This is a genomic window from Vibrio sp. 1F253 (assembly GCF_041439295.1).
Classification (GTDB): Bacteria; Pseudomonadota; Gammaproteobacteria; order Enterobacterales; family Vibrionaceae; genus Vibrio; species Vibrio tasmaniensis_A.
Map to the genome: position 1 here is coordinate 16,283 of NZ_JBGONU010000001.1, position 20,480 is coordinate 36,762.

Annotated in this window: 22 protein-coding genes and 1 pseudogene; 4 read left to right on the forward strand and 19 right to left on the reverse strand. The window is 46.6% G+C overall.

All coding sequences use genetic code 11. The features are described from left to right. Window positions 1-126: 126 nt before the first annotated feature. Both ACED28_RS00075 and ACED28_RS00080 read right to left on the reverse strand, forming a co-directional pair. Window positions 127-954, reverse strand: coding sequence for an SDR family oxidoreductase (locus ACED28_RS00075; protein WP_371709011.1), 828 nt, complete (start codon window positions 952-954; stop codon window positions 127-129). A gap of 43 nt (window positions 955-997) precedes the next feature. Further along, the gene (locus ACED28_RS00080) at window positions 998-1,909 is read right to left on the reverse strand and encodes a TIGR01777 family oxidoreductase (protein ID WP_371709012.1); all 912 of its coding nucleotides are present in this window, start codon (window positions 1,907-1,909) and stop codon (window positions 998-1,000) included. Window positions 1,910-2,209: 300 nt separating this feature from the next. On the opposite strand from ACED28_RS00080, the pseudogene ACED28_RS00085 reads away from it, so the two are divergent. Beyond that, window positions 2,210-2,848, forward strand: a pseudogene (locus ACED28_RS00085) (DUF1538 family protein); the annotation flags it as partial. A gap of 157 nt (window positions 2,849-3,005) precedes the next feature. Here ACED28_RS00085 and ACED28_RS00090 read toward each other — a convergent pair. From ACED28_RS00090 to ACED28_RS00100, 3 genes are read right to left on the reverse strand one after another with little or no spacing between them, the layout of a single operon-like run. Further along, a complete protein-coding gene (locus ACED28_RS00090; RefSeq protein ID WP_048615448.1) occupies window positions 3,006-3,440 on the reverse strand; it encodes a hypothetical protein in 435 nt (144 codons plus the stop codon). Between the two features lie 3 nt (window positions 3,441-3,443). Continuing rightward, entirely contained in the window at window positions 3,444-4,508 is a 1,065-nt protein-coding gene (locus ACED28_RS00095; RefSeq protein ID WP_048615447.1) for a phage tail protein, read from the reverse strand. Beyond that, window positions 4,505-5,134, reverse strand: a complete 630-nt coding sequence (locus tag ACED28_RS00100) for a phage tail protein I (protein ID WP_082151264.1) — start codon at window positions 5,132-5,134, stop codon at window positions 4,505-4,507. The genes ACED28_RS00095 and ACED28_RS00100 overlap by 4 nt, the downstream gene beginning before the upstream one ends. Window positions 5,135-5,260: 126 nt before the next feature. Between ACED28_RS00100 and ACED28_RS00105 the strand changes: the two genes are divergently transcribed. From ACED28_RS00105 to ACED28_RS00115, 3 genes are all read left to right on the forward strand, one after another. After that, entirely contained in the window at window positions 5,261-5,689 is a 429-nt protein-coding gene (locus ACED28_RS00105) for a hypothetical protein (protein WP_371709013.1), read from the forward strand. Window positions 5,690-5,827: 138 nt separating this feature from the next. After that, window positions 5,828-8,536 carry a phage tail tape measure protein gene (locus ACED28_RS00110; protein ID WP_371709014.1) on the forward strand — a complete coding sequence of 903 codons (2,709 nt, stop codon included), beginning with the start codon at window positions 5,828-5,830 and terminating at the stop codon, window positions 8,534-8,536. Window positions 8,537-8,586: 50 nt separating this feature from the next. Further along, a complete protein-coding gene (locus ACED28_RS00115; protein WP_048615445.1) occupies window positions 8,587-8,826 on the forward strand; it encodes a DinI-like family protein in 240 nt (79 codons plus the stop codon). Between the two features lie 40 nt (window positions 8,827-8,866). On the opposite strand, the gene ACED28_RS00120 is transcribed toward ACED28_RS00115, so the two are convergent. The 14 genes from ACED28_RS00120 to ACED28_RS00185 all read right to left on the reverse strand — a co-directional run bounded on the left by ACED28_RS00120 (window position 8,867) and on the right by ACED28_RS00185 (window position 20,475). Next, a complete protein-coding gene (locus tag ACED28_RS00120) occupies window positions 8,867-9,922 on the reverse strand; it encodes a site-specific DNA-methyltransferase (RefSeq protein WP_048615444.1) in 1,056 nt (351 codons plus the stop codon). A gap of 189 nt (window positions 9,923-10,111) precedes the next feature. Further along, window positions 10,112-10,303 (reverse strand): hypothetical protein, encoded by a 192-nt coding sequence (locus ACED28_RS00125; RefSeq protein ID WP_048615443.1) that lies wholly within the window; start codon window positions 10,301-10,303, stop codon window positions 10,112-10,114. Between the two features lie 89 nt (window positions 10,304-10,392). Next, the gene (locus tag ACED28_RS00130) at window positions 10,393-10,977 is read right to left on the reverse strand and encodes a DUF2913 family protein (protein ID WP_371709015.1); all 585 of its coding nucleotides are present in this window, start codon (window positions 10,975-10,977) and stop codon (window positions 10,393-10,395) included. Window positions 10,978-11,067: 90 nt separating this feature from the next. Next, window positions 11,068-12,405 (reverse strand): phage minor head protein, encoded by a 1,338-nt coding sequence (locus ACED28_RS00135; RefSeq protein WP_371709016.1) that lies wholly within the window; start codon window positions 12,403-12,405, stop codon window positions 11,068-11,070. Further along, window positions 12,393-13,355: a DUF935 family protein gene (locus tag ACED28_RS00140; protein WP_371709108.1), complete on the reverse strand. Its 963-nt coding sequence runs from the start codon at window positions 13,353-13,355 to the stop codon at window positions 12,393-12,395. The genes ACED28_RS00135 and ACED28_RS00140 overlap by 13 nt, the downstream gene beginning before the upstream one ends. Before the next feature lie 76 nt (window positions 13,356-13,431). Continuing rightward, window positions 13,432-13,863 carry a hypothetical protein gene (locus ACED28_RS00145; protein ID WP_048615440.1) on the reverse strand — a complete coding sequence of 144 codons (432 nt, stop codon included), beginning with the start codon at window positions 13,861-13,863 and terminating at the stop codon, window positions 13,432-13,434. Window positions 13,864-13,872: 9 nt separating this feature from the next. Next, window positions 13,873-14,874, reverse strand: a complete 1,002-nt coding sequence (locus ACED28_RS00150) for a major capsid protein (RefSeq protein WP_048615439.1) — start codon at window positions 14,872-14,874, stop codon at window positions 13,873-13,875. Between the two features lie 55 nt (window positions 14,875-14,929). Beyond that, on the reverse strand, window positions 14,930-15,547 hold the full coding sequence (locus tag ACED28_RS00155) for an Ig-like domain-containing protein (protein WP_132715513.1): 618 nt from the start codon (window positions 15,545-15,547) through the stop codon (window positions 14,930-14,932). Beyond that, window positions 15,544-15,927: a hypothetical protein gene (locus ACED28_RS00160; protein WP_132715512.1), complete on the reverse strand. Its 384-nt coding sequence runs from the start codon at window positions 15,925-15,927 to the stop codon at window positions 15,544-15,546. Before ACED28_RS00160 ends, ACED28_RS00155 begins: the two co-directional genes overlap by 4 nt. 11 nt (window positions 15,928-15,938) lie before the next feature. Then, on the reverse strand, window positions 15,939-16,907 hold the full coding sequence (locus ACED28_RS00165; protein WP_371709017.1) for a hypothetical protein: 969 nt from the start codon (window positions 16,905-16,907) through the stop codon (window positions 15,939-15,941). Between the two features lie 9 nt (window positions 16,908-16,916). After that, window positions 16,917-17,429 carry a phage major tail tube protein gene (locus ACED28_RS00170; RefSeq protein WP_132715510.1) on the reverse strand — a complete coding sequence of 171 codons (513 nt, stop codon included), beginning with the start codon at window positions 17,427-17,429 and terminating at the stop codon, window positions 16,917-16,919. Window positions 17,430-17,437: 8 nt separating this feature from the next. Continuing rightward, window positions 17,438-19,231: an Ig-like domain-containing protein gene (locus tag ACED28_RS00175; protein ID WP_371709018.1), complete on the reverse strand. Its 1,794-nt coding sequence runs from the start codon at window positions 19,229-19,231 to the stop codon at window positions 17,438-17,440. 71 nt (window positions 19,232-19,302) lie between these two features. Then, on the reverse strand, window positions 19,303-19,644 hold the full coding sequence (locus ACED28_RS00180) for a GPW/gp25 family protein (RefSeq protein WP_048615433.1): 342 nt from the start codon (window positions 19,642-19,644) through the stop codon (window positions 19,303-19,305). 120 nt (window positions 19,645-19,764) lie between these two features. Next, window positions 19,765-20,475, reverse strand: coding sequence for a phage baseplate assembly protein V (locus tag ACED28_RS00185; protein ID WP_371709019.1), 711 nt, complete (start codon window positions 20,473-20,475; stop codon window positions 19,765-19,767). Window positions 20,476-20,480: the final 5 nt, after the last annotated feature.

A 20,480-nucleotide genomic window follows, 5' to 3' on the forward strand; every position in this document is an offset into this window, starting at 1 on the left:
AAATATCCAGATTAGGCTCATTAATTGGGAGTAATTGATGAGATAGGGTAATCATGACATCTAATTGTTACGGAAAAATTACATCGTTACATTAAAGTTTGCGACTCTACATTCAAAGTTAGCAATTTATGCTGCTTTTCTCAAAATAGGGTCTAGCAAGCGACTCGGTAGAATTCTTTTCAGCACCGCGAACACCTTAGTAGGTGTCGTCACTCGGTATCTTAGCTTTGGTTTCTCTGCGGTGAGTGCGTGATGAACTGGCTCAACACAACTTTCAGGCGGAAGAACAAAAGCGTTGTTCGATGACTCCTTTTCGAGTCGGTCTTTTTGTTGTTGATAAGCTTCTTGATGAGCGCTGCCAGTAATGGTGATCCATTTATTGAAAGCTTTCAGGGCATTATTTCTAAATTGGGTTTCTATTGGACCTGGCTGCAATAACGAGATATGAATACCACTACCATGCAGTTCTAAACGTAAGGTATCTGTCCAGCCTTCTAACGCGAACTTTGAAGCGTTGTAAGCGCCACGATATTTCATGGCCGCAAACCCTAATACGGAACTGTTTTGTACGATTCGGCCTTCGCCGCGTTCGCGCATGTGCGGAAGTATCTGACAAACAAGATGATGCCAGCCAAAGAAGTTGGTTTCGAATTGCTCTCTGAGACCTTGGGTTGGTAAGTCTTCTAGCGCGCCAGCTTGACCATAAGCGCCGTTATTGAATAAACCATATAATCCGTTAGGCGCTAGCTCAATAGCAAGTTGTGCAGCTTGTTCAATGCTTTCTTGGTTAGAAAGGTCGAGCTGTATGCAGGTCAGTCCCTCATCTTGCAGACGCTGTACATCTTGCGGATGACGACACGATGCAATGACGTGGAAACCACGCTTTTGTAGTGCATGCGCACATGTATAGCCAATACCCGTTGAGCAACCGGTGATCAGAATCGACTTGTTCACGCTTAATCCTTCATTAGAGTCTTTATCGCTCTAGGGTAAAGAATTAATCTTGATGTTGTAACAAGTTTTTTAAGGCTGGTTCTATTCTTGAGTAACTAAAGATAAATCCCATTTCAGTGAGTTTCTTTGGTTTGGAACGAATGCTGTCAAAGAGCAGACAAGAAGATTCACCCATCAGAAGCGACATTGCCCATTTCGGAGTGAATAAGAAATGAGGTCGGCGTAGTTGCTTGGCGAGTGTACTGCTGAACAGTTTGTTGGTGACAGGGTGCGGGGCACACATATTAAATTCCCCTTGAGCGTGAGGAGTTGACAATAAGTGGTTGATGGCTCTCACCATATCAAGCATGTGAATCCAAGGCATGTACTGTTCGCCTGAACCAAGTGGTCCGCCTACTCCGAGTTTGTAGGGCATTAGCATCTTCTTCAACGCACCGCCATTTTCACCTAACACAATCCCCGTTCTTAGTAGTATCACACGCGTCTCATCGGATTGGGCTCTCTTGGCTATATCTTCCCAGTGCGCGCAGACTTTGTGAGGAAAACTTTCGTCTTCTACTTGTAGTGATTCATCAAATGGGTGTTGTTGATCGCCATAGTAACCGACGGCTGAGCCGCTAATAAAAGCGTGTGGTGGGTTGCTACTGGCATGAATTAATTCGACCAGCTTTTCAGTGATGTGCCAGCGGCTGTTACAGATCCTCTCTTTTTGCTCTGTACTCCAACGCTTATCGGCAATCGGTTCACCCGCGAGGTTGACCACCACATCAAAGTCATTGAGATCACTGAGCTCATCAAGAGATTGAATGTAATGAAGGTTATTCTGGTTCAGGTGATTTAGGTTTTGCTTCGCTTTTTCGGGGCTCCGTGTCAACAATGTCACATCGTCAGTATTCCAACTTTTGACCAATTCAGAACCAATAAATCCCGTACCACCAGTTAACAATATCTTCATACCAATCTCCCTATTAAACATAATTATAGACATGGCTTGTTTTTGAACGCCAATCAATACGAAAAAATCACTATAACGATCATAAGGTTTCAATCGTGTGATACCCAAATTACGCCGTATCAATTTACGAAAGAATGAAATTAAATTCATCAGGTTAGGATGTATACCGCTATCACACTTATGCACTTTACTCCGATATGTTACCAACTGCGTAATATTTGTCACATAAGGAATGATAAGGATTTGCCATGATTATTAGTAATTAATAACCAGACACAATTTCAATGACTAGGAGTTGCGATGACGGCAGTGCTTGCTTTGTTTCGAGCCATGTTAGGTAGCCTAAGGGATCTCTTGCCGATCGTGGCGGTGATTGCTTTCTTCCAGCTTGTTGTTTTGCAAGAACCACTCCCTCATCTGTTGTCTATTCTAACTGGCTTAGTGCTGGTGGTTTTTGGACTGACTTTTTTTATCTTTGGCCTTGAAATGGGTCTGTTCCCAATCGGCGAGTCGATGGCTCAAGCTTTTGCTCGTAAGGGGAGCGTGTTTTGGTTATTGACCTTCGCTTTCTGTTTAGGGTTTGGTACCACCATTGCGGAACCCGCATTAACCGCAGTGGCCGCCGAAGCAGCAGAAGTGGCCGCTGAAGTGGCCGCTGAAGTGGCCGCTGAAGGTGGTGTTATTCCTAACTCTCTAGACGAAATGGAACAGTACGCCGATGGCTTGCGTTTCACCGTAGCATTGTCGGTGGGGATCGCCATCTTACTTGGGGTGCTGCGAATCTTAAAAGGTTGGCCAATTCAGTACATGATCATCGGAGGTTATATTGGAGTGGTGGTGCTCACTGCATTTGCCCCTGAAAACATCATTGGGATTGCGTACGACTCTGGCGGAGTGACTACATCGACCATTACCGTTCCGTTAGTGACCGCATTGGGTGACAGCTGCGAGCGAAACTTAAAACACCATGTATTTTTAACTTAAAACGTTTATTGACTCGAAATTACCCGAAATAAAGCGGGATATAACGAAACGAGAGAGGTGATTTCTGTCATGATTTGATGTTATGCATAAATGCATATCTTGACATATAAAGTTACGTTATCCCTTCTAAACTAGAGAGCATAGGACGACCGCATTCGGGAAAGTCCTCTTGTTGAACATATTCAATGAGTAATTTTCTATCACCGAGCAATTTAAAGTAATCTTCTTCGCTATAAGTTCCAACTCTAAGCTCTGAATACCGTTCATCTATCATCATGTCTGCTTGATACTCGGCAATTGCAGCATTGATGGCGGATAGTTTGTTTTTTTGCCATGACGCCTCTTGAGACACGTCAATTTTATCTGATTGAATAAATTTACCGTTAATATAAGAATAAGAACTAATATTCTCCCAAAACTGAAGGGGAAGCTCGTTTGTGTCAATGTCAAACGATTCTATAATTCTTTCGCTAGCCACTTTACCTACAGCAATGACCAAGGAGTTTTTGTCGAGGTGTATTGTGATTTTCTCTGTGATTGTATCCATACTTTATTTCCATGCTGATTTAACTGTAATCTCAAAGGTTGGAGCGACTTCCCCTGGTCTGGTCAGGTTTCGCGACAGGGTGAATTTCATGCCTTTTACTGGTTTTTTATTTTCTGTTACACACGGAATTAAAATAGTTTGTAAGGTGCCATGCTCATCACCTGATGCTCCTGCTGTAAAATTAAATTGTTTATGGTGCCCCCCTGATGAGTTTGATGTTGGACTCCAGTTGGATGCAGCGCGTAACTTAATATTGCGTTCGTACTGAATTGTTGTTTTTATATCCACTAAAACAAAACTCGATCCAATTACCTCATCAGGAAGTTCCCAGTTTATCTGTTCACCCTCATTTGCCGTAAAAAAAACGTACAGGTTTAATGCCCCAAGCAGTTGTGGATTCTCAGGATTGAACATTGGAGCAAGCCCTTCACTAAGGGCTTTTTCTGTAACAGCTTTCGTTTGACTTGTTCCTTTATAATTATTAGACAGTTGGACCACACCCGCTAGTGAGGTGGTTGCCGCTCTACGTAATAGTTTCTTTATGGTAAGGAATGCAGAATCATCGGTTCCTGCATCAACTTGAGCATCGGTGGCGATACGTGCAATTCCCGATTCTAGCTCCGTAGCATGAGGGATAATTGGCGTTATATTGATGGTCACCGCCGAGGCTTGGTATAAATCCATTGAGCACTCAATTTCGATTTGAACGTATTGATTATCAACAGAAGGGATGAGTGTTGAGGGGTACGAGCTATAAACTATGAGATTACCATCAGAATCATGCAGCCCAAACTCATTGATAAAGTGCTCAGCAAAGCGTGACGCGTCAACATAGACAATGGCATTGAACCAGTGCTCTTGTGTGTTGCCCTCATTAATATCTTGTCGACCGAACTCATTCACTAATTGTGTAACATCCGGTGTCGGCGTGACACTTGAACCATTTGCATCGCCTAGAGACATTTGCTCAATCAATAACTTTTGCCCACTTTGGTAGGCCGCTTCCAGCAGCTCTTTACCCTTATCGGTAAGCACAGCCGTGTGCTCTTGTGCAGATCCTAAACTCATATTTCATTACTCTTATTTCGGATAGTCATGCGATGTCGACTCTTTAGGGTGACCGCTGAATACAGTCCGCCAATTAACGTTGGGTTAGTTGGAAAATTTTTAGAGGTAATTCGGTTGCGTCCTTTTGAAATCGCAACGCTGAATATCCCTCCTATCGACGGCTTGTTTTTTATCGTCATTTGCCAATGTTGAGAGCCTTGTTTGTTGCTCTCAACGAGCGTGACGACGTTCTCATAGTCTTTTTGATTCAACCCTCCTTTGTCTTGAATCACTTCAACCAAAAAGGTGCCTTTAGCGCCAATTGGGTTCATTTGATGCCAAACCGTCAGCGTTGGGTTGAAACCTGTTAGGTCCAACGCTCGTTTTACAGCCCAGACCGTGCCTTTGTATCGATACAGCACTAAGCCCTCTTTGACGACTTCACGCTTTCTCGCGACCGTCCAGGAATCATCCCAGGTATCGACACGAAACCACCAAGAAAGCCAGGGTAAGTAAGATTCGTGGACGTTATCAATATCGATAACCTGAAGGCCATGAATGGCTAAGCGAAGCTCGTCCATCTCTTCCGTTGTCAGGAAACTCAGCGTTCGAAGTCGAACGTCTTGCTTTAAGATTTTGGGAAGCATTATTTCGTCTCGTTTATCCAGTGGTTATAGGATATTCAAACCTGACCACATAATTTCCGTTCGGCAGATGGACGCTATATATAAAGACACAATGCAGGCTCTAAATTACTCACAACGAGATAAACTATGAGCACTAAAAATCAAACTAAAAACACCGTTGAAACCGAATTAGAATCAGAAGTTCGAACCTTCACTTTGGAATATATTGCCCGTGCAATGATGGAGTTTGATATCTGCATGTTGAACACTCCGGTTCAATTTGGTGGGATGGAACTCAACTGTGCTAAGCGTGTGCGCAAAGCGCTGGTTAAGGACCGAATTGAAGCGGTGCGTTTCACCAAAGAGCAATACGGTTTTGAATCTAACGATGCCATCACCGCGCACATTGCCTCGAGCATTTTAGTGTTTGGCGAACGCACTGAAGAGAAGCGAGATGAGCATGGCAAGCTCACGAACTTGGGTATGAAAGGCGAAGTGGTTATTCCTGTCGACATGCTGATTAACCTGCCCTATGAAGAGCACATCAACTTGGCTCACCTGATGGGAAAGAGCTAAACCTCGCACGAATCAAACAGAATATTTTTGATCACTCTTTTCGACTGCTCACCCACAAGAAAATAGGTCTTGTCTCCGTTGGCGAATTACTCAATGTCGACTGGGCGCAATATACGTATCTCATAGAGGTCTTTAATCATGGCAATAAATAAGGACAGTGGTTACGCGTTAGAGCTCATTGTTGGGGTTAAAGATGCGTTTACTCAGCAGTCGAAAAAGATTGAAAAAGAATCGAATAAGCTGGAGCGAGAGTTTAAGCAGCTGCAAAAAACCACCGCGGATGTTGATGCCTTTAAAAAGGCTGAATCGGCCATTGAACAATTGACCGAAGCTGAAAAACAATACTCAAAAATTCTAGGACAAAAGAAGGATGAACTCCCCAAACTGAAGGCTGAGCTTGCCAAAGTGACACAGCAATCTCGAATCATGGCCAATGAAGAATCCAAACTGCAAGCGACCATCAATAAGCTTCGTACCGATTTGGCGGGGTTAAGTGACGCTGGCAGCACCAATACCAAAACGTTTAAGAAAAAAACGGGGGCCGTTGCACAAGCTGTGCGCACATTGCAGGCATATCAATCAAAACTAAACAGCACAACTCAAGATGAAAACCGTATTCGCTCTTCTATCTCTGCGACAGAGCGTGAGCTTGGTGATTTAACGAAGGCTCACCAGAAGAGCACCAATGAGATTAAAGCGCATGAGCGATTAGTATCACGCTTAGGCCACTCATTAAAAGAGGCGGGTCTCGATGTCAATGACATCACCCAAGAAGAGAAACGGCTGCAAGGCCAACTCAATCGAACCAATAAAGAGATTTCAGAGCAAGGTCGAGAGCTCGGCAAGTTACAAAACTTTGAAAAGCTGGGGGCGATTGCTGGAGGGGCCATGGCATCAGCAGGCTTCGCCTGGGCGGGGAATGATAAGTCTCGAAATGAACGTCTCCTTGCTGCTCGCAGTAGCTATTCATTAGAAGAGGTGCAATCGACCTCTCAACGCCAATTTCGTACCGACTTGATTCGGATGTATGGTGCAGACCAAGAGAGCATTTTCGCTACTCAAGCCCTCGCTAAACAGCAAAATTTAGGTGACGAAGATACTCAGGCATTAACAAAAGCCACTATCCAATTACAAAAGATTTTCCCTGACTATTCCTCACCCGAAACCGTTCGCGCCCTTGCCAATATTTCAAAAGGATTCGGCATCAGCATCGAGGAGGCTGCGAATAAGGTTTACGCCACCAGCTCAATGGTCGGTGATGCTAATGGGGATTTGCTCGATACTTTCGCTGAATACTCGCCTCTACTCGGTGACAAGATTTCATTTGACCAATTTGCAGCCTCTATTGTTCGCGCCCGTCAAGCCGGTGTTTGGAATACAGATAAGGTAGGTGATTCATTTAAAGAATCCTTTATGGCTCGTTTTAGTGATAGCGATGAGTTTGCCAAATTGGTGGGGCAAGGCGATAAAGCGGGCACCATTGATGCCATCACGGATACCGATTTGCGTAACCGAATTAAAGAAGCCGCTTACCGAGTACGCAGTGACGTTGAAACAGGCAATGCGCCAGGTAACAACTATGCAGCACTATTGGCTCTAGTGAATAGTGCAAACAAAACCGATGCTGCCACCGTCAAACCCATTCTTGAAGCCATCGGTGGCACAATCCTCTCTGAAGATATTGGTACCAACGGTTTAGACGCAATGCAGCAAGGTCTGCAAGAAGGGGGAAAGGTCTTTGACGGTGTTGATTCTCTTGATGATGCCGCTCAAGGAGTATCAACTTCTATCGACAAAGCCAAGCAATCATTCAATGCGACGACTGACACAGTATCGAACAGTGCGGCTAAGTTAATCGATAAGTTTGATGACTTAGGGACAGCGGTTTCCAATGTGACAGGCTCCGCGACTGGAGCTATGAACGAGAACTCTGGATTGGGTTATGCGGGTCTTGTCGGCGGCATAGGCGCAACAGCTTTCGGGGGAATGATTGCTGCCCGCCTTGGTAAAAAAGCCTTGGGTAAAATTCTTGGCACTGCAATGGGCTCTCAAGGTGGCTTCAAACCTGCGAGCATGTTTAGTGGCTTATTTACCAAATCTGCGGCTAAGCCGGTGGCGAAGGTCGCTAAAGGGCCGAGCTTTTGGTCGAGTGCGGGGAAAAAGGTAATGGATGGCGGTAAAGGTGTTCTCAAAAAGCTGCCAGTGGTGGGTCGAGCTCTAAGTACGACCTCAACTGGATTATTTACAAAGTCAGCCACGAAACCAGTAAACAATGTCGCCAAAGGAGCAAGCCCGTGGTCCTCTGCTGGGGAAAAAGTAATAAATGGTGGTAAAGGCGCTCTCAAGAAACTCCCCGTCATTGGTACGGCTTTGAATGCGGCCTCTATTGGCATGAGCGCCATTGAAGGAGATACGGAAGGAGTTTGGCGTGGTATTGGAGCCACGGCTGGAACCACACTAGGCGGTCTCGCGGGGAGTTTGTTTGGTGGCTTTGGTGCCGTCCCTGGTGCGATTGCTGGCTCTGTGGCGGGTGATGAGATTGCAGGTTGGTTATACGATATTTTCAATGGTAAGGATGATCCTGTTAACCAACAGGCTGTCGCTCAAGTGGAGCAAACAGTTCAATCTGCGACAATGCAACCCAGAAACGCCATCAGTCAGCCACCAGCCACAATCGAAGTGAGTTTTGCACCTGTCATTCAACTGGAAGCGGTGAGCTCTGAGGCCGATGTGATGGCACAAACCTTAGTGGCAGCCCTGCGTGATATGACGCCTCAGCTCAAACAGACATTGCATGATGTGATGGATGATCTTTGGAAAGATATGGATCATGTTGACCTCGACTAAAAATAAATATACTGTGTTTTTATACAGCACATTTAAAAGGAGAGTTTATTATGCGCGTTGATATGATCGTCAAAGCTTCTGGTTTACCCAAAGGAACATTCTCTTTGATTGAGCCTGAAATTCAAAAGCGTTTGTCGGTACTCGATCCCGATGTTTGTGTCCGTATTCGCAAGGGTGAAAACAATCATCTGGACATCATGGAAAGGGATAAAACCAAAAAAGAGAAAGCCCATGCGCTTTTGGAAGAGATGTTCAATGAAGCGGACGAGTGGCTGTACAACTCAATATGACAAAGGCGCAATTAAGCGCCTTTTCTTTTTAAGTTACAAACTAATATTGAATATTTCTCATCGACTCCAGCGTTTGTTCAAACGTTTCCTCTTCCATTTCAATGCCGATAAAACGTCGATTTAAACTCAAACACGCCTTACCTGTAGAGCCACTGCCCATAAACGCATCGAGCACCACATCATGTTCACGGCTGCTGGCGGTAATGATATGTTGCAGTAAGTCTTGTGGTTTTTCGCAGGGATGCTTACCTGGATAATATTGCACCGGTGCAAACTGCCAGACATCGGTATAAGGCACCTCACTGGTGACGGAGAACGGTCGACGTAAATGTTCGTATTGCGCTTTTAGATCATCGTATTCCAATACCAAGTTTTGGTAGTTATTTTTTAAAGCGTCATACTCCTCCATTAGGTCGCCATGCGTCTTCGTTAATTCTCCCTTTTTACTTGCGAAAAGCTGTTGAAGCTTTTGGTATTGCGCTTTGTTGGGGAGTTTCCATTGGCTTTCACTAAACCAATGAGAGCACATTTGTGTCCCTGTTGCCGCATTGATTTCTTTTGCTGTCACACCAAGTTGTTTACGAGCATTGATGAAGTAATCCATCAAAGGTTTGAATACGTGTTTCTTGAGCTCATTGCATTGAGAAGCGTAACCAGAGCAACCTTTGGCATAGCCTTCAGCGTTATAGTGGCCAGCAAATAAAATACGTTCGGTGGACGGAAAGAACATGCGCAAGTCCGGTTTGTGCATTCTTCGCCATGGGCCTGACGGTTTGGCCCAAATGATGTGGTTAAACACTTCAAAGCGGCTTCTGATGAGAATTTCAGTATCACTGGCCAGCTTTGAACCACAGAACAGATAAAGACCTCCTGAGGGTTTAAGGATTCGCCAGAACTCGAGAAGCACTTCATCGAGCCAGGCTAGAAATGAAGCGACATCTGGCCACTGATTGTCCCAGGCATTACGTTTGACTTGGAAGTATGGTGGGTCGGTTAAAATCAGATCAACGGAGTTGTCTTCAAGCGTTTTAAGGTAGGTTAAACAATCGGCATGGATGAGGCTGGCACGGCCATCGTGCAATGTGTGTTGGTGCATTCTTATCTCCTGTTAGCAAGAGCCTTGAACACAAATAGCGGTTGAAAGCCGCCAGCAATAACGAATTAAAGCTGGCGGCGTTTTGTTGCTTCCTCTCCAATTCCTTTATCAAAAAGGTCTTGGGTCTCAGGTACTCAAGGCATCAAAACACCGATCAACTTTATCACGAGGAACTGTGTATTTATACAGTTAATTATTTCGAATTAATTGCGTTAAATCAGGATAGGGCTGTTGTGAAAGCTGTTCGATAACAAAGGCCACGTGATGGACAGAGTGCTCAGGCAGCATTTGGGATACAGAGATAGGGTCAACATGACCTTGTTTAGACTGTTCAATAATCAAACTCACCAGCGTTTTATGTTCAGGTTTAATCGTTAACATGCTGAAATTCCATGTAAATTCAACGTGAACACGACACTAGTATGGTGTGCCGGGAATAGCCAGTGCTTTGTGATGATAACTTGAGTTAATTAGAGCTCTGCAGGATGTAACAGCAGGTGAGCTTGATGCGTTTTTGCATTCCACTCTTTCATTTCTGCGATAAACAAACCATGTCGATGAATACTGTCAATGAGGTCATACGCTCTCTCATGTTGAATTAACATAGACAGAGGGCTAATCTGTGTCATATTGTCGAAACCCTGTTCAATATGTTCTTCTAACATATACAAAACACTCGGTTCTGCCTCAGTTCCTTCCTCAAAAAGCCTCGACTCAATGCCTTCTTCGTCATATAGGTGCACAAGCAGTGAGTACAGCTTCTCCGCACCAGCGAGCTTGGTCTTTTTAGCCTGGTCATTAAGTTGATAGAGCTTCATCTCTAGGTTCCCTTCTTTTGTTCGAGCCGCTTGAAGCATCAAGCGAATGTCTTTTTTAATCGCAGCGTAGGCCTTATCACTCATTTTGGGCTTTAGATATTTCAATAAAATCTCATTACGCTTTGCAATGGGTACGAAACGCGAGCTAGCCGATACTTGGAACAATAGATGAAGCAAAGCATGCGTTATGGTTTGGTGTAATGTTTGATAGTAATCAAACTCTTTTTTCATTTGCATAAGGACTAAATATTTGACGAATACAACGTATTGTTATGTGGTCATACTGTCCATAAATCAAGCTATTGAAATAATTAAAATGAAAGGTTGTTACTGCAGTTCACTAAACACCTGCTTGGAAAGCACTTGCTGAGTGGCAGCGCTTACTCGGTAAACCCGTGTATTGCCATACGCACTCGCAAACGCCACCGCCCTGAGCGAATCGTCTAACTCAAGCACAAACTGCACGCTAGGTAAAAAGTCCCCACTTTCCAATTCATCAAAAGCCAACAACACCTCATCAGGTGAGATCATCAACTTATCTTGTATCATTTCTCGAAACGGCTCTAGCTCTGGCGATTGTCTTATCGCGTTATTGAGTGTGGTAACCGATAAGCCTTGTTTCGCGACGGCTTCGGCTTGCTCTTTCAAGACGCGTTTACTTTGTGCGTGAGAGTAGTTGAGAATGCTTTGGGTCAGTCCATATTCTTGCGCCCGCTCCATCATCGATACTGGCAGCGTTTTCATTGATACTAATGGCGAGCTAGTAAACTGATGCTCTTTGCCTGTTGTCGCATCCTTATCCAAGGCTGTACCACTGACCTCTGCAGAGGCCTGTCGCATCGATGCGGGTAGTGCTTCATATTGCTTGCGTGATAGCACTGAAACGGTCGCGCGGCATTTATGGTGATTGGGCGGGTAAAAACTTTCCCAAAATGGGTCGTCTTTCGATTTAATAACGCCATCAAGCTTTCTGCACAGCTCTGTGGTGCCCGAATCGAGCACCGACGAATAAACCAAAAACTCGACTAAATCATTATGAGCAATTTGAGTCCAACGACCTGAATTGTATGCGGTCATCATATTATTGCGATAATGCAACTCTAACCAATAAGGATTGACCTGAGAGAGTCCTTCTTGCTCAAGAAGTTGACGGAGGTTCCCTAACGTTTCAGAGCGTGATGCGCCGCTTTCTAATGCTTCTTCATAGCGTTTTTTAACGCGATTGACCGCATCAATACTGGAGACATTTGCTACGGTAAAGGCACGGAGCTTCATCGCTGCTTCCATCTGCCGATACGCTTTAGTATCGGTCGGTATCATGGCTTTGAGTGAATCAATCGCTTCCTGAAAAGGCACCTCATCCACGGCAAGATAAATCGGCGCGTAAGTGAGTTCGAGAGGTTTATCGCTGGCATCATTGATAGCATTATGGATATGCGCTTGGCCCAGTAGCCAACTCACCATCATCGAAGCGGCATAGATGTTGGTGTATTGTGTTGTCACTTGGGTGATATCGATATCGTCTGGATTTGAATGCGCTTTGAACGCCGCTTCCAGTTCGCTTGAAAGGCTTTTGACGGTTAATGAAAGCGCCTCATCTTCAAGGCGCTGTAATTTGGTGAGGTTATCGGTCTCTTGTTTATCAAGACTTTTTAAAGCAGACATAAATGCTTTCCTGGTGCATCTGAAAGATACGTGGGCTTATCAGCGGTTGTCGGCTCATTGACGATATTGTTCACCAACTCTTTATAAGCGTCCTCATCCACTCGAATTTTAAGACTGCCTTCGCGACCATTAGCTAAGAATATCCATTTAAACAGCGTGTCGTTAAGCGTCTTATGCACCATACGAGCATCGCGTTTGGAGACGCGCATGCCCGCTCTTTCATGAACTTCACCCAATGACCGCGAGCCGTATTTTTGATTACCGTTCGTCAAGGTTTGACCGGTGATGCGCTTGGAGATTTTATTGTCGATGTATTCAATGGTTCGAAGCAGTTCATCCACCTTACCGTTTGCATCAAGGGTGACGATTTCTTTTACACCAGAGAGTGCCACCGCATCTCCGTTCATCACAGGGGCCAACGAGTTGGCTATCGCTTGTACGTCATCCCCGCCATTGGCATTTTCAGCCAGAGCAATCGCGGTTGGGATCGCGTACTTCTCGCCCAGTCGCTCGATGTTGGCCCAGCTTATCCACTTACTTTGCCAAATGGGCCACACTGACTCTAAGATGGTTTCGCCGTATGGACGCTCGGTGGTTGCATTGCGCAGCACCGGAATGACTTTCCCTGCCACAGGCGTTTTCGCTGTGTAGTCCACGGCGCTGTACACCAAGGTGCCATCTTTTAATAGGCGAAAGTCTTCAGGCCGTTTGGGCTCTGAGTGAGTGAGACAAAGCTGTGAGCCGACTTTCTCCCAGATAAGCTCTACGGGCATAAAACCAAATTCCGTCGCACTTAACATCTGCTCCATCAACATTTCTAAATCAAAGTCTGCCATCACTTCGTTGTAAAACGCAATGTCATTGGCTGAGCCTTCCATCACGTAGGGCACCGTCATGGCCGTGGCATGACGCATTTCAATGCTTGATGCGACCTCTTCATCGAGCAACATGGCGCGAATGGCCCCAAAGTAGTAGTTGCTGCTTTGGTAGCGAGCGTTGCCGAGCTCTGCAGGTAATGGGTAGTGATTAACGATAACGTCGGTGGGAAGCCGAGCGATAAGGGACGATAATGTGAGATTCTTTATCACGGGCAATCGCAGCTCCTGTGTATTGAGCACCGCTTTCAGTGCCATTATTAAGGCCAAGCAAGGCGTTGATTAATGCGAGCGCTTCGTCTTTGCGGTCATCAAAATCAAACTCGCTGATTTCACCCAACTCGTAAATTGCCCTTTGAGTCATGCCTTCAGCCAACACTTCTTTGTCATCCTCGCTATAAAGGCGAGACAAGGCATTCTTTTGACCAAGATAGGCATAGCACCAACGCGCGGCGGATTGACAAGCGGTTTGAGCGTTGCTCTCATCGTTGTAAGTTAAGGAGTGGTAGATTTGTTCATCCAGGGAGCTCGATACTCCCTGGATGGTGACCATCGCTCTTAACTCAGTAAGGGTAATAGCCATTATCACCCCTTACGCTAATGCGCCATCGGCCCAACAAATGGCATCAACGACAACCGCAGGCAAAGGTTTTGACATGGTGTACACATCCGCGCCACTTGGGTCATCGACTTTCTTCACCTTCGAGAAGAAAGGTAAGGCCTGAAGGCCTGCGTCCAAATCATCGAGCGCGGCATAGTACGGTGTGTGTCCCGCATCAAGGTCAATCATCACCATCTTGTCATCATCAACGGTTTTTACGCGGGTTTTCGTCCCGCCTACCATGGTTTCGTATGAACCATTTTCAAGGTTGATGAGGTAGCCGCCTACATTGACTTGACCCTTGCTGACTTTCACATCGAGCACGTTGGATTTATTTTGTCCTGCTAAGGTAACAATGCGAGCAAACAACGTTTTACCACTCAATACTTCCAAGTTTGCGCCATAACCTTTCGCTTGAATGGTTTCATCCATTTCTTGCAAGGCGGTGTACACGTGTTCGATGGTGGCGTCTGTGGCTTTCAGTGAGCTGTTAAAGTTGTAGCGAAGGGTTTCCCCAAAATCCACTTCAAACAATTCCATTGCGCCGTCTGCGGTTTTCATTGGGTAGGCAATCTTGCCTGTCAGCGATTGAGCGCACAGCGCTTCAGTTGAGACTTCAATCTTGCGCATCACACCAAACTGAAGCATTTCAAAAAACTTTTGAATGTTCTTTAAACCTAATGCCTTGAGGTTGTTGAGCTCCGCTGCTGACACATGCGATACCGTCGAAAAACCCTGTGGCTCGATGGATTGAGTTTCTAAGTCATTACCACCAAGCTGATACGCTTTGGTGCCGCGACGTACCACCGGAATGTTAGACAGGGTCTCTTTGAGTACATTCCAGGGGATGCGCACACTTGGGTAAAACACCGCATCCCCAAACACCTTCTTGCGAATACGCATAGGCACTGGTTTGCGCTTTTTGTAGTTGTTCAGCAGCTCTGCCCACTCTTGAGGGGCTAACAGACCGCGTAAAATATCAATAATATCCATGCTTTGTTCTCTTTATAGCCGCTTATCAAACAGCGGCATGCATTAATGGGTGGGGTTATTTGTCTAAGCCTGACTCAGAAGCGTTGTTGTCTGATTGCGCTTCATCATCGGGGGATGGCTCTGAGTCTTCTTTTGGTTCATCCGCAATCACCAAGTCAACGCTATCTTCGACGCGTGGGTATTCCCCTTTTTTCGTTAGGGCGACATAAATCGTCACTTCACCATCACCAACAGGGGTGATAAGTCCTAATTTCTCATCGACGGTGGCCACGGCTTCATCACTCGAGGTGTACTTTACGATTTGCTCATAAGGGTTATTGAGAACAAAATTCAAGCCGCCGCTTTGCACATCAACGCCAAGCTCTGAATACACAACCGGTGAATCATCCACTTTACGAAAACCGACAGGCTCGAGTTTCAACTTATCTTCTGACTCATCGTCTATATTTGCCGTAGCCTGCAGCGCGGGTTTGCCCATTTGATGATAAGCATCACCTTCACGTTTTAATGTGTGAAGCTTCGCGATGGCTTGCTCAATCAAATCGTTACGGCGTGAATGATGCAGCAGTGTGCGTGGGTGAGCACCCATTTGAACAAAGGCATTCGACGCGTCACGCAGCGCTTTAGAAAAGACTCCATCTTGTTTGGCTTTTTGTTGCTCTAGGGGACTCATAACCAGGCTCCTTCTGCAAAGAGTTGAACGCAAGAAAGCGTAAATTCATTCGCGGCGGTGAGCGCAGAGTCATCCGCAAGCACCACACGGTCGCGAAGGTACGCGCCAAGGCGAAGTACTGAAACAGACCCATCACCTTTCATTTGTTTGGTGGTGACTACCCCTAGCGTCACTTGAGTGACGGTAAGATTGCCAGCGCCATCATCTTGAACGGTGATCAACGGGGAGCCGTCCCAGCGCCCAGTGATCATGCCATCAGTGATCACCACGGCATGACCTGGCTCTAAATCGGTGATGCCATTAACCATCATTTGTTGGATGACGTTGCCACCGGTATAACTGCCGACAATGGCGGGTGCGCCCTTGATGGTGGTTTTCATTCCAAATTCCATTACCAACCCTCCGGATCAAAGTTATCTTTTTGAGCATTGCCTCCATCGGCAAGCTCTAGATTTTGAGTCAATGCATCCCACGCTGACTTTTTAGGTGGGGTCGCGCTCTTTTCAGGCATCGCAGTCAGCATACCTTTGAGCTGGCTGTAACGATTACCGTAGCCTGATGCGCAAAGTTCAATCGACGAAGCACCTTCAATCATGACTTTCACACTCTTGCGAAGCTCGTCGCTCATTTCACGCGAGCCCGCTAGCTCGGTCAGTGTTTCCTTACGATCGCCTGCCAACGTTTCTTGCATCGCAGTAACCGCACCGTTTGATTTGTCGTCATCGGTCTTAGTCGGCTCTCCATCTTTGTTTTGCTCACCTTCTTTTTTAACTGGCGGCGTATTAGGTTTAATCCCCATACCGTCAAGCTGCTCTTTGACGACATCGCCAAGCAGCGTTTTGAGTTCGTCTTTCTTCATGGTTATTCCTGTTTCATTGTCATCAGAGCCAGGTTGAGTACCGACATCTGCACTGAGATAGATAGCGTCATCACAAAAGTCGCTATCGCTTAGATCCACCACATCACGGGTTTTCGTGTCCGCCGCCGGAGGAAGCTGCCCCAAGAAGGCAAGGTGGTGCATGTACCACTCACCCTCTTTATCCGGTACTGGATGGATGCCAGCACTGAAACCTTCAAACTTGCCCGAGTCTTCCAGTGTTTCCATCTCGGGGGTGTAAATCACCTCACCCACAAGGACGGTTTTTCCACTTTTATCGCCACTGCCAGCTTCCGTTCTGAGGTTGGACGCTCGCCCCAACGCGGCAATCTGATCGCTGCCTTTGGTTGGGTGACCTGGGGTCACAGGCGGGCGGGCGTCCGATTTATAATGGCGAACCACCGATTCGAGCTGCGCTTTCGTGACGGGTTGACCATTTTTTTGAATGCCATCTGCCACAATTTCCAACTTACGAATTCGCATATCGACTCCTTACAAGGTCACGGTGATACCAAATTGCCCTGGTGCATCCGGCGGGTATTTCGCACCGGTTTGCATGTCGAGCATAAATACGCGTCCAGAGGTATTGCTGATCTCAATAAAATGCACAGCAATGTTGGCGGTGTACGGCGAGCCTTCATCGTTATAACCAGGCACCGGAGGGTTTTTCACAAACCCATGAATACGGGTAATTCCCGCATCAATGATCTTGGTCCCTGTTTCGGAATCCAGCATGCGTACTTGTCCGGTGAGGCGCAGCTTGATCCACCCATCGTTATTGGTGAGTTGAGCCACGTCGCCAAGCGCCACCGATTGAAACTCCACTGTTGCCGTTGGGGCTTCGTACTTGCCGGTTGGCACTTCGACATCACCCAAACCACCTAAGCCGCCCACCGTGGCCATCTTGCGCTGTAGGTCGCTGCTTGCGCTTTTTACGCGTCCGACGTATTGGGTTTCATTAATGAACGCCATCTGGTCACGCCAGACCACACTTTTCTCTGCCATGACTTACCTCATGCAATCAGTTTGTTAAAGGCGCTTTCTAGCCCTTCAACGTAAATTTCAGCTTCAAATTCCACACTCTGCATAGGCACAGGCGGTGTCATTCGATAGCGGTACTTAATTTTGCCTTGCATCAGATTGGTGAGCGGGTTGTCACCGGCATCAATTGACACATTGCTGTACACCAACGCGGTGCCTTCTTTCGAACGAAGATAATCGTTCACCGTATCTTTCACGCGGCCACAGGTCGTATTGGCAATATCCGTTGGGCTGGTGAACATCGGAAAGTCTAAAAACTGACGTGTAGCGTCCTCAATGCTTTCCTCTATGATGTCTGCCGTTCGGCGCACCGATAGAAACGACAGGTAATCGCTCTTGGCTGGGAACGCGGTGGAGTAGTTACCAAAGTTCTTCCAACCGCCATGATTCATCAGCGTGGTAATGCCGTTCACATTTAAGTAGTTCACATCACACGATGGATCGCTTGGGATGTAGTCAAGATCAATGGAGGGGCCTATCACGTCGGCCATGACATAGTTGGATGGGGAGCACCAGTAACCGGTTTCCGGCACAATGTTCTGCTCGGTTTGGTTGCGGTCTACCTGAGCAATGAGGCCACACAAACTTGGCGCGTACCAATCGACCACCGTTGCTCCGTCTTCATCTAACACTTTGGGACGTGGCCAGCCGACATACGCTCGTTGTGAGGTGTACTTTTGCTTCCAAGCGTACGCCTCAGTGGGTGTTGAAATATGCTCCGGCATATCTCCTACCCAAATGCCGCGGATAGTGCTGACCGCGCCCACGGCGAGCCCCATTGCGCCATCTTTGTGTAAGATGCCTGGAGCCATGTTGATTTTGGATGAAAAGCCGTAGCTCTGTTTCGCTTTACGCAGTAACGGTAGCGCTTCCATGAATTTAGCCAACAGCGCATCGGTGACACGGGAAACGGTCAGTACATAAGTGAGCTCAATGCCAGCAACATCCCCCACATTAATGGTCATATCGTTGTCATTGGTGTAGCTGACGTTGCTCTTGGGTGCGAGCTTCACGGCGACCACCGTTTGACCTTCTGAAAGTGGTGTGATCGTGCCATCACTACTATCAACCAAGGCAATGGCTTCATCATCAATCGACCAAACAGCAGTTTGCTCATACGTATTGGTTAACGCGTTCGGCTGAGAGTCTGCGCCTAAGAACGCTGTCGCAACAGAATCACCCAGCGTCGCTGGACTCATGGTCTTGCCTGCGTTTGGATTGGTTTGTGCGACCGTCACGCCATAGACATGGGCCTCATCTACGTCATTCTCACCATCATTAAAGGTGACCAAGGCGGTGATGTTAGCAATACCGGCTTTCACAGGCGTTACCACGCCCGTATTAGCATCCACTGTCGCAATGAGATCATTGTCCGAGCTGTACGCAATGCGACAAGTGTGAGGGTTTAAAATCGTGACAGGTAAGCTTGCGCCATCATCAATATAAATAGAGACACTGGATGTGCTCATCGTGACGCCAGAGACCGCTGGCGTTTCAACGTCAGGGAAGTCGCTGTCCTTACCTAAAGGGATTGATAGAATGGAGTTGCTTGGTACATAGTGGTGAACGCGACGAATGGCATTGGCGAGCGAGCCTTCACCGAAGGCCTTCTTCGCGTCATCGTAATTGGTGGTGTGGTAGAGCTTTAATGGCTCTGCCAACTCAGAGGTGCCAAACACACCAATCACACTGGACGACACTTCGATGACCGAAATGGGACCTGTGAGCGATTCGATGGTTCGGATGCCGTGAAGTAATTCGGCCATGGATACTGTCTCCTGTTCATCAGTGGAGTCAGTATCTGAGATTATTGGAGGATAATTTCCGTTCGGCAGGCTTAAGCGTTAGTAAAATCGAACACGTCACTTTGCCCCGTGGCGAGGATTTGGCAAGAAAGCTTAATGCCAATAATGCCCTGTGGCAAATCGGTTTGAGTGACCACAATACTGTCGAGTTTGACTCGAGGCTCATACTTAGCCACCGATTCAGCAATGGACACTTTCAATCCTTGCACTTCCCATTGAGGCTTATCAATGTACTCCAATGCATCCGCTGCGTAATCCGGCATATAAATCCGTTCGCCTTTGCCGGTGTACACAATCATAAAAAGTGACTGCTTGATATCGGCCACCAAATCGGTGTTTCGTCCGCTTCCTGCAAATTTGAGTGAGTAGGTCATGCGTACCCCGTTTGAATTCGTTTGAAATCCGGTTTGAATGAGTTTGAATAAAATTATTTGAACATTCACACCCGATAGAAATTAAGCGCCCTCAGAATCGCTCTGAGGGCGTTTTGTCATTTATTGGTTTGCGGTGGACGTTGGTCTGCCTTCTGCGTCATTGTGTTTATGGCTAATCACGGCGACTGTGACACCATTGATGGTCACCGAGCCTTTCATGGTGGCACCGCTGTTCATCACGGCTGCACCCCCCGTTGTACTACCATATCCTGCGGCCCCGACGAGTCCGGTAAATGTTGCTGTCATATCCCCCGTCAGCGCTTTGGTAATATGGGTTTGACCATTGAGTAAAATGGTCGGTGCATTGACGGTGTATTTAGGGCTATCAATGGTTACACCGGACTCGTTTACGATGAGAGCAGGTTCGTTACCTTTAATTTTTAATACGCCCGTTGCGCTACTTTGGTCATATTCCAAAAGTGTGCCGTCTTTAAACCGGACACCAAACTTATCAACATTCGCGATATAGGGCTTTGCTGATTTGTTCGCCATCGAGCCAAGCACAAAACCAGACATCATTGAACCGCTAGGAATGAACAGACACAGCACTTGCTCACCAGGCTCAAGGTTGCACGAAATGCTCACGTTCTTACTACGAAAGCCCAGCACAGGCAACCAATCTGACTCAGGGTAACGTAGACCAGGGAAAGTCACCTTTACGCGCCTTAGCTCGGCATCCACCTTACTCACCTTGCCAATGCACACCAGCTTGCGCAGCATAGAGAGTACATCGCTGAGTTTGGTTTTAATGTCTGCGAGTTTGTTGAACATAGAGA

Bases quoted from the DNA above. Each gene is read 5' to 3' on its own strand.
- ACED28_RS00080 (WP_371709012.1), bottom strand. From the start codon at position 1,909: ATGAAGATATTGTTAACTGGTGGTACGGGATTTATTGGTTCTGAATTG.
- ACED28_RS00090 (WP_048615448.1), bottom strand. From the start codon at position 3,440: ATGGATACAATCACAGAGAAAATCACAATACACCTCGACAAAAACTCC.
- ACED28_RS00095 (WP_048615447.1), bottom strand. From the start codon at position 4,508: ATGAGTTTAGGATCTGCACAAGAGCACACGGCTGTGCTTACCGATAAG.
- ACED28_RS00100 (WP_082151264.1), bottom strand. From the start codon at position 5,134: ATGCTTCCCAAAATCTTAAAGCAAGACGTTCGACTTCGAACGCTGAGT.
- ACED28_RS00105 (WP_371709013.1), top strand. From the start codon at position 5,261: ATGAGCACTAAAAATCAAACTAAAAACACCGTTGAAACCGAATTAGAA.
- ACED28_RS00110 (WP_371709014.1), top strand. From the start codon at position 5,828: ATGGCAATAAATAAGGACAGTGGTTACGCGTTAGAGCTCATTGTTGGG.
- ACED28_RS00115 (WP_048615445.1), top strand. From the start codon at position 8,587: ATGCGCGTTGATATGATCGTCAAAGCTTCTGGTTTACCCAAAGGAACA.
- ACED28_RS00120 (WP_048615444.1), bottom strand. From the start codon at position 9,922: ATGCACCAACACACATTGCACGATGGCCGTGCCAGCCTCATCCATGCC.
- ACED28_RS00125 (WP_048615443.1), bottom strand. From the start codon at position 10,303: ATGTTAACGATTAAACCTGAACATAAAACGCTGGTGAGTTTGATTATT.
- ACED28_RS00130 (WP_371709015.1), bottom strand. From the start codon at position 10,977: ATGCAAATGAAAAAAGAGTTTGATTACTATCAAACATTACACCAAACC.
- ACED28_RS00135 (WP_371709016.1), bottom strand. From the start codon at position 12,405: ATGTCTGCTTTAAAAAGTCTTGATAAACAAGAGACCGATAACCTCACC.
- ACED28_RS00140 (WP_371709108.1), bottom strand. From the start codon at position 13,355: ATGTTGCTCGATGAAGAGGTCGCATCAAGCATTGAAATGCGTCATGCC.
- ACED28_RS00145 (WP_048615440.1), bottom strand. From the start codon at position 13,863: ATGGCTATTACCCTTACTGAGTTAAGAGCGATGGTCACCATCCAGGGA.
- ACED28_RS00150 (WP_048615439.1), bottom strand. From the start codon at position 14,874: ATGGATATTATTGATATTTTACGCGGTCTGTTAGCCCCTCAAGAGTGG.
- ACED28_RS00155 (WP_132715513.1), bottom strand. From the start codon at position 15,547: ATGAGTCCCCTAGAGCAACAAAAAGCCAAACAAGATGGAGTCTTTTCT.
- ACED28_RS00160 (WP_132715512.1), bottom strand. From the start codon at position 15,927: ATGAAAACCACCATCAAGGGCGCACCCGCCATTGTCGGCAGTTATACC.
- ACED28_RS00165 (WP_371709017.1), bottom strand. From the start codon at position 16,907: ATGCGAATTCGTAAGTTGGAAATTGTGGCAGATGGCATTCAAAAAAAT.
- ACED28_RS00170 (WP_132715510.1), bottom strand. From the start codon at position 17,429: ATGGCAGAGAAAAGTGTGGTCTGGCGTGACCAGATGGCGTTCATTAAT.
- ACED28_RS00175 (WP_371709018.1), bottom strand. From the start codon at position 19,231: ATGGCCGAATTACTTCACGGCATCCGAACCATCGAATCGCTCACAGGT.
- ACED28_RS00180 (WP_048615433.1), bottom strand. From the start codon at position 19,644: ATGACCTACTCACTCAAATTTGCAGGAAGCGGACGAAACACCGATTTG.
- ACED28_RS00185 (WP_371709019.1), bottom strand. From the start codon at position 20,475: ATGTTCAACAAACTCGCAGACATTAAAACCAAACTCAGCGATGTACTC.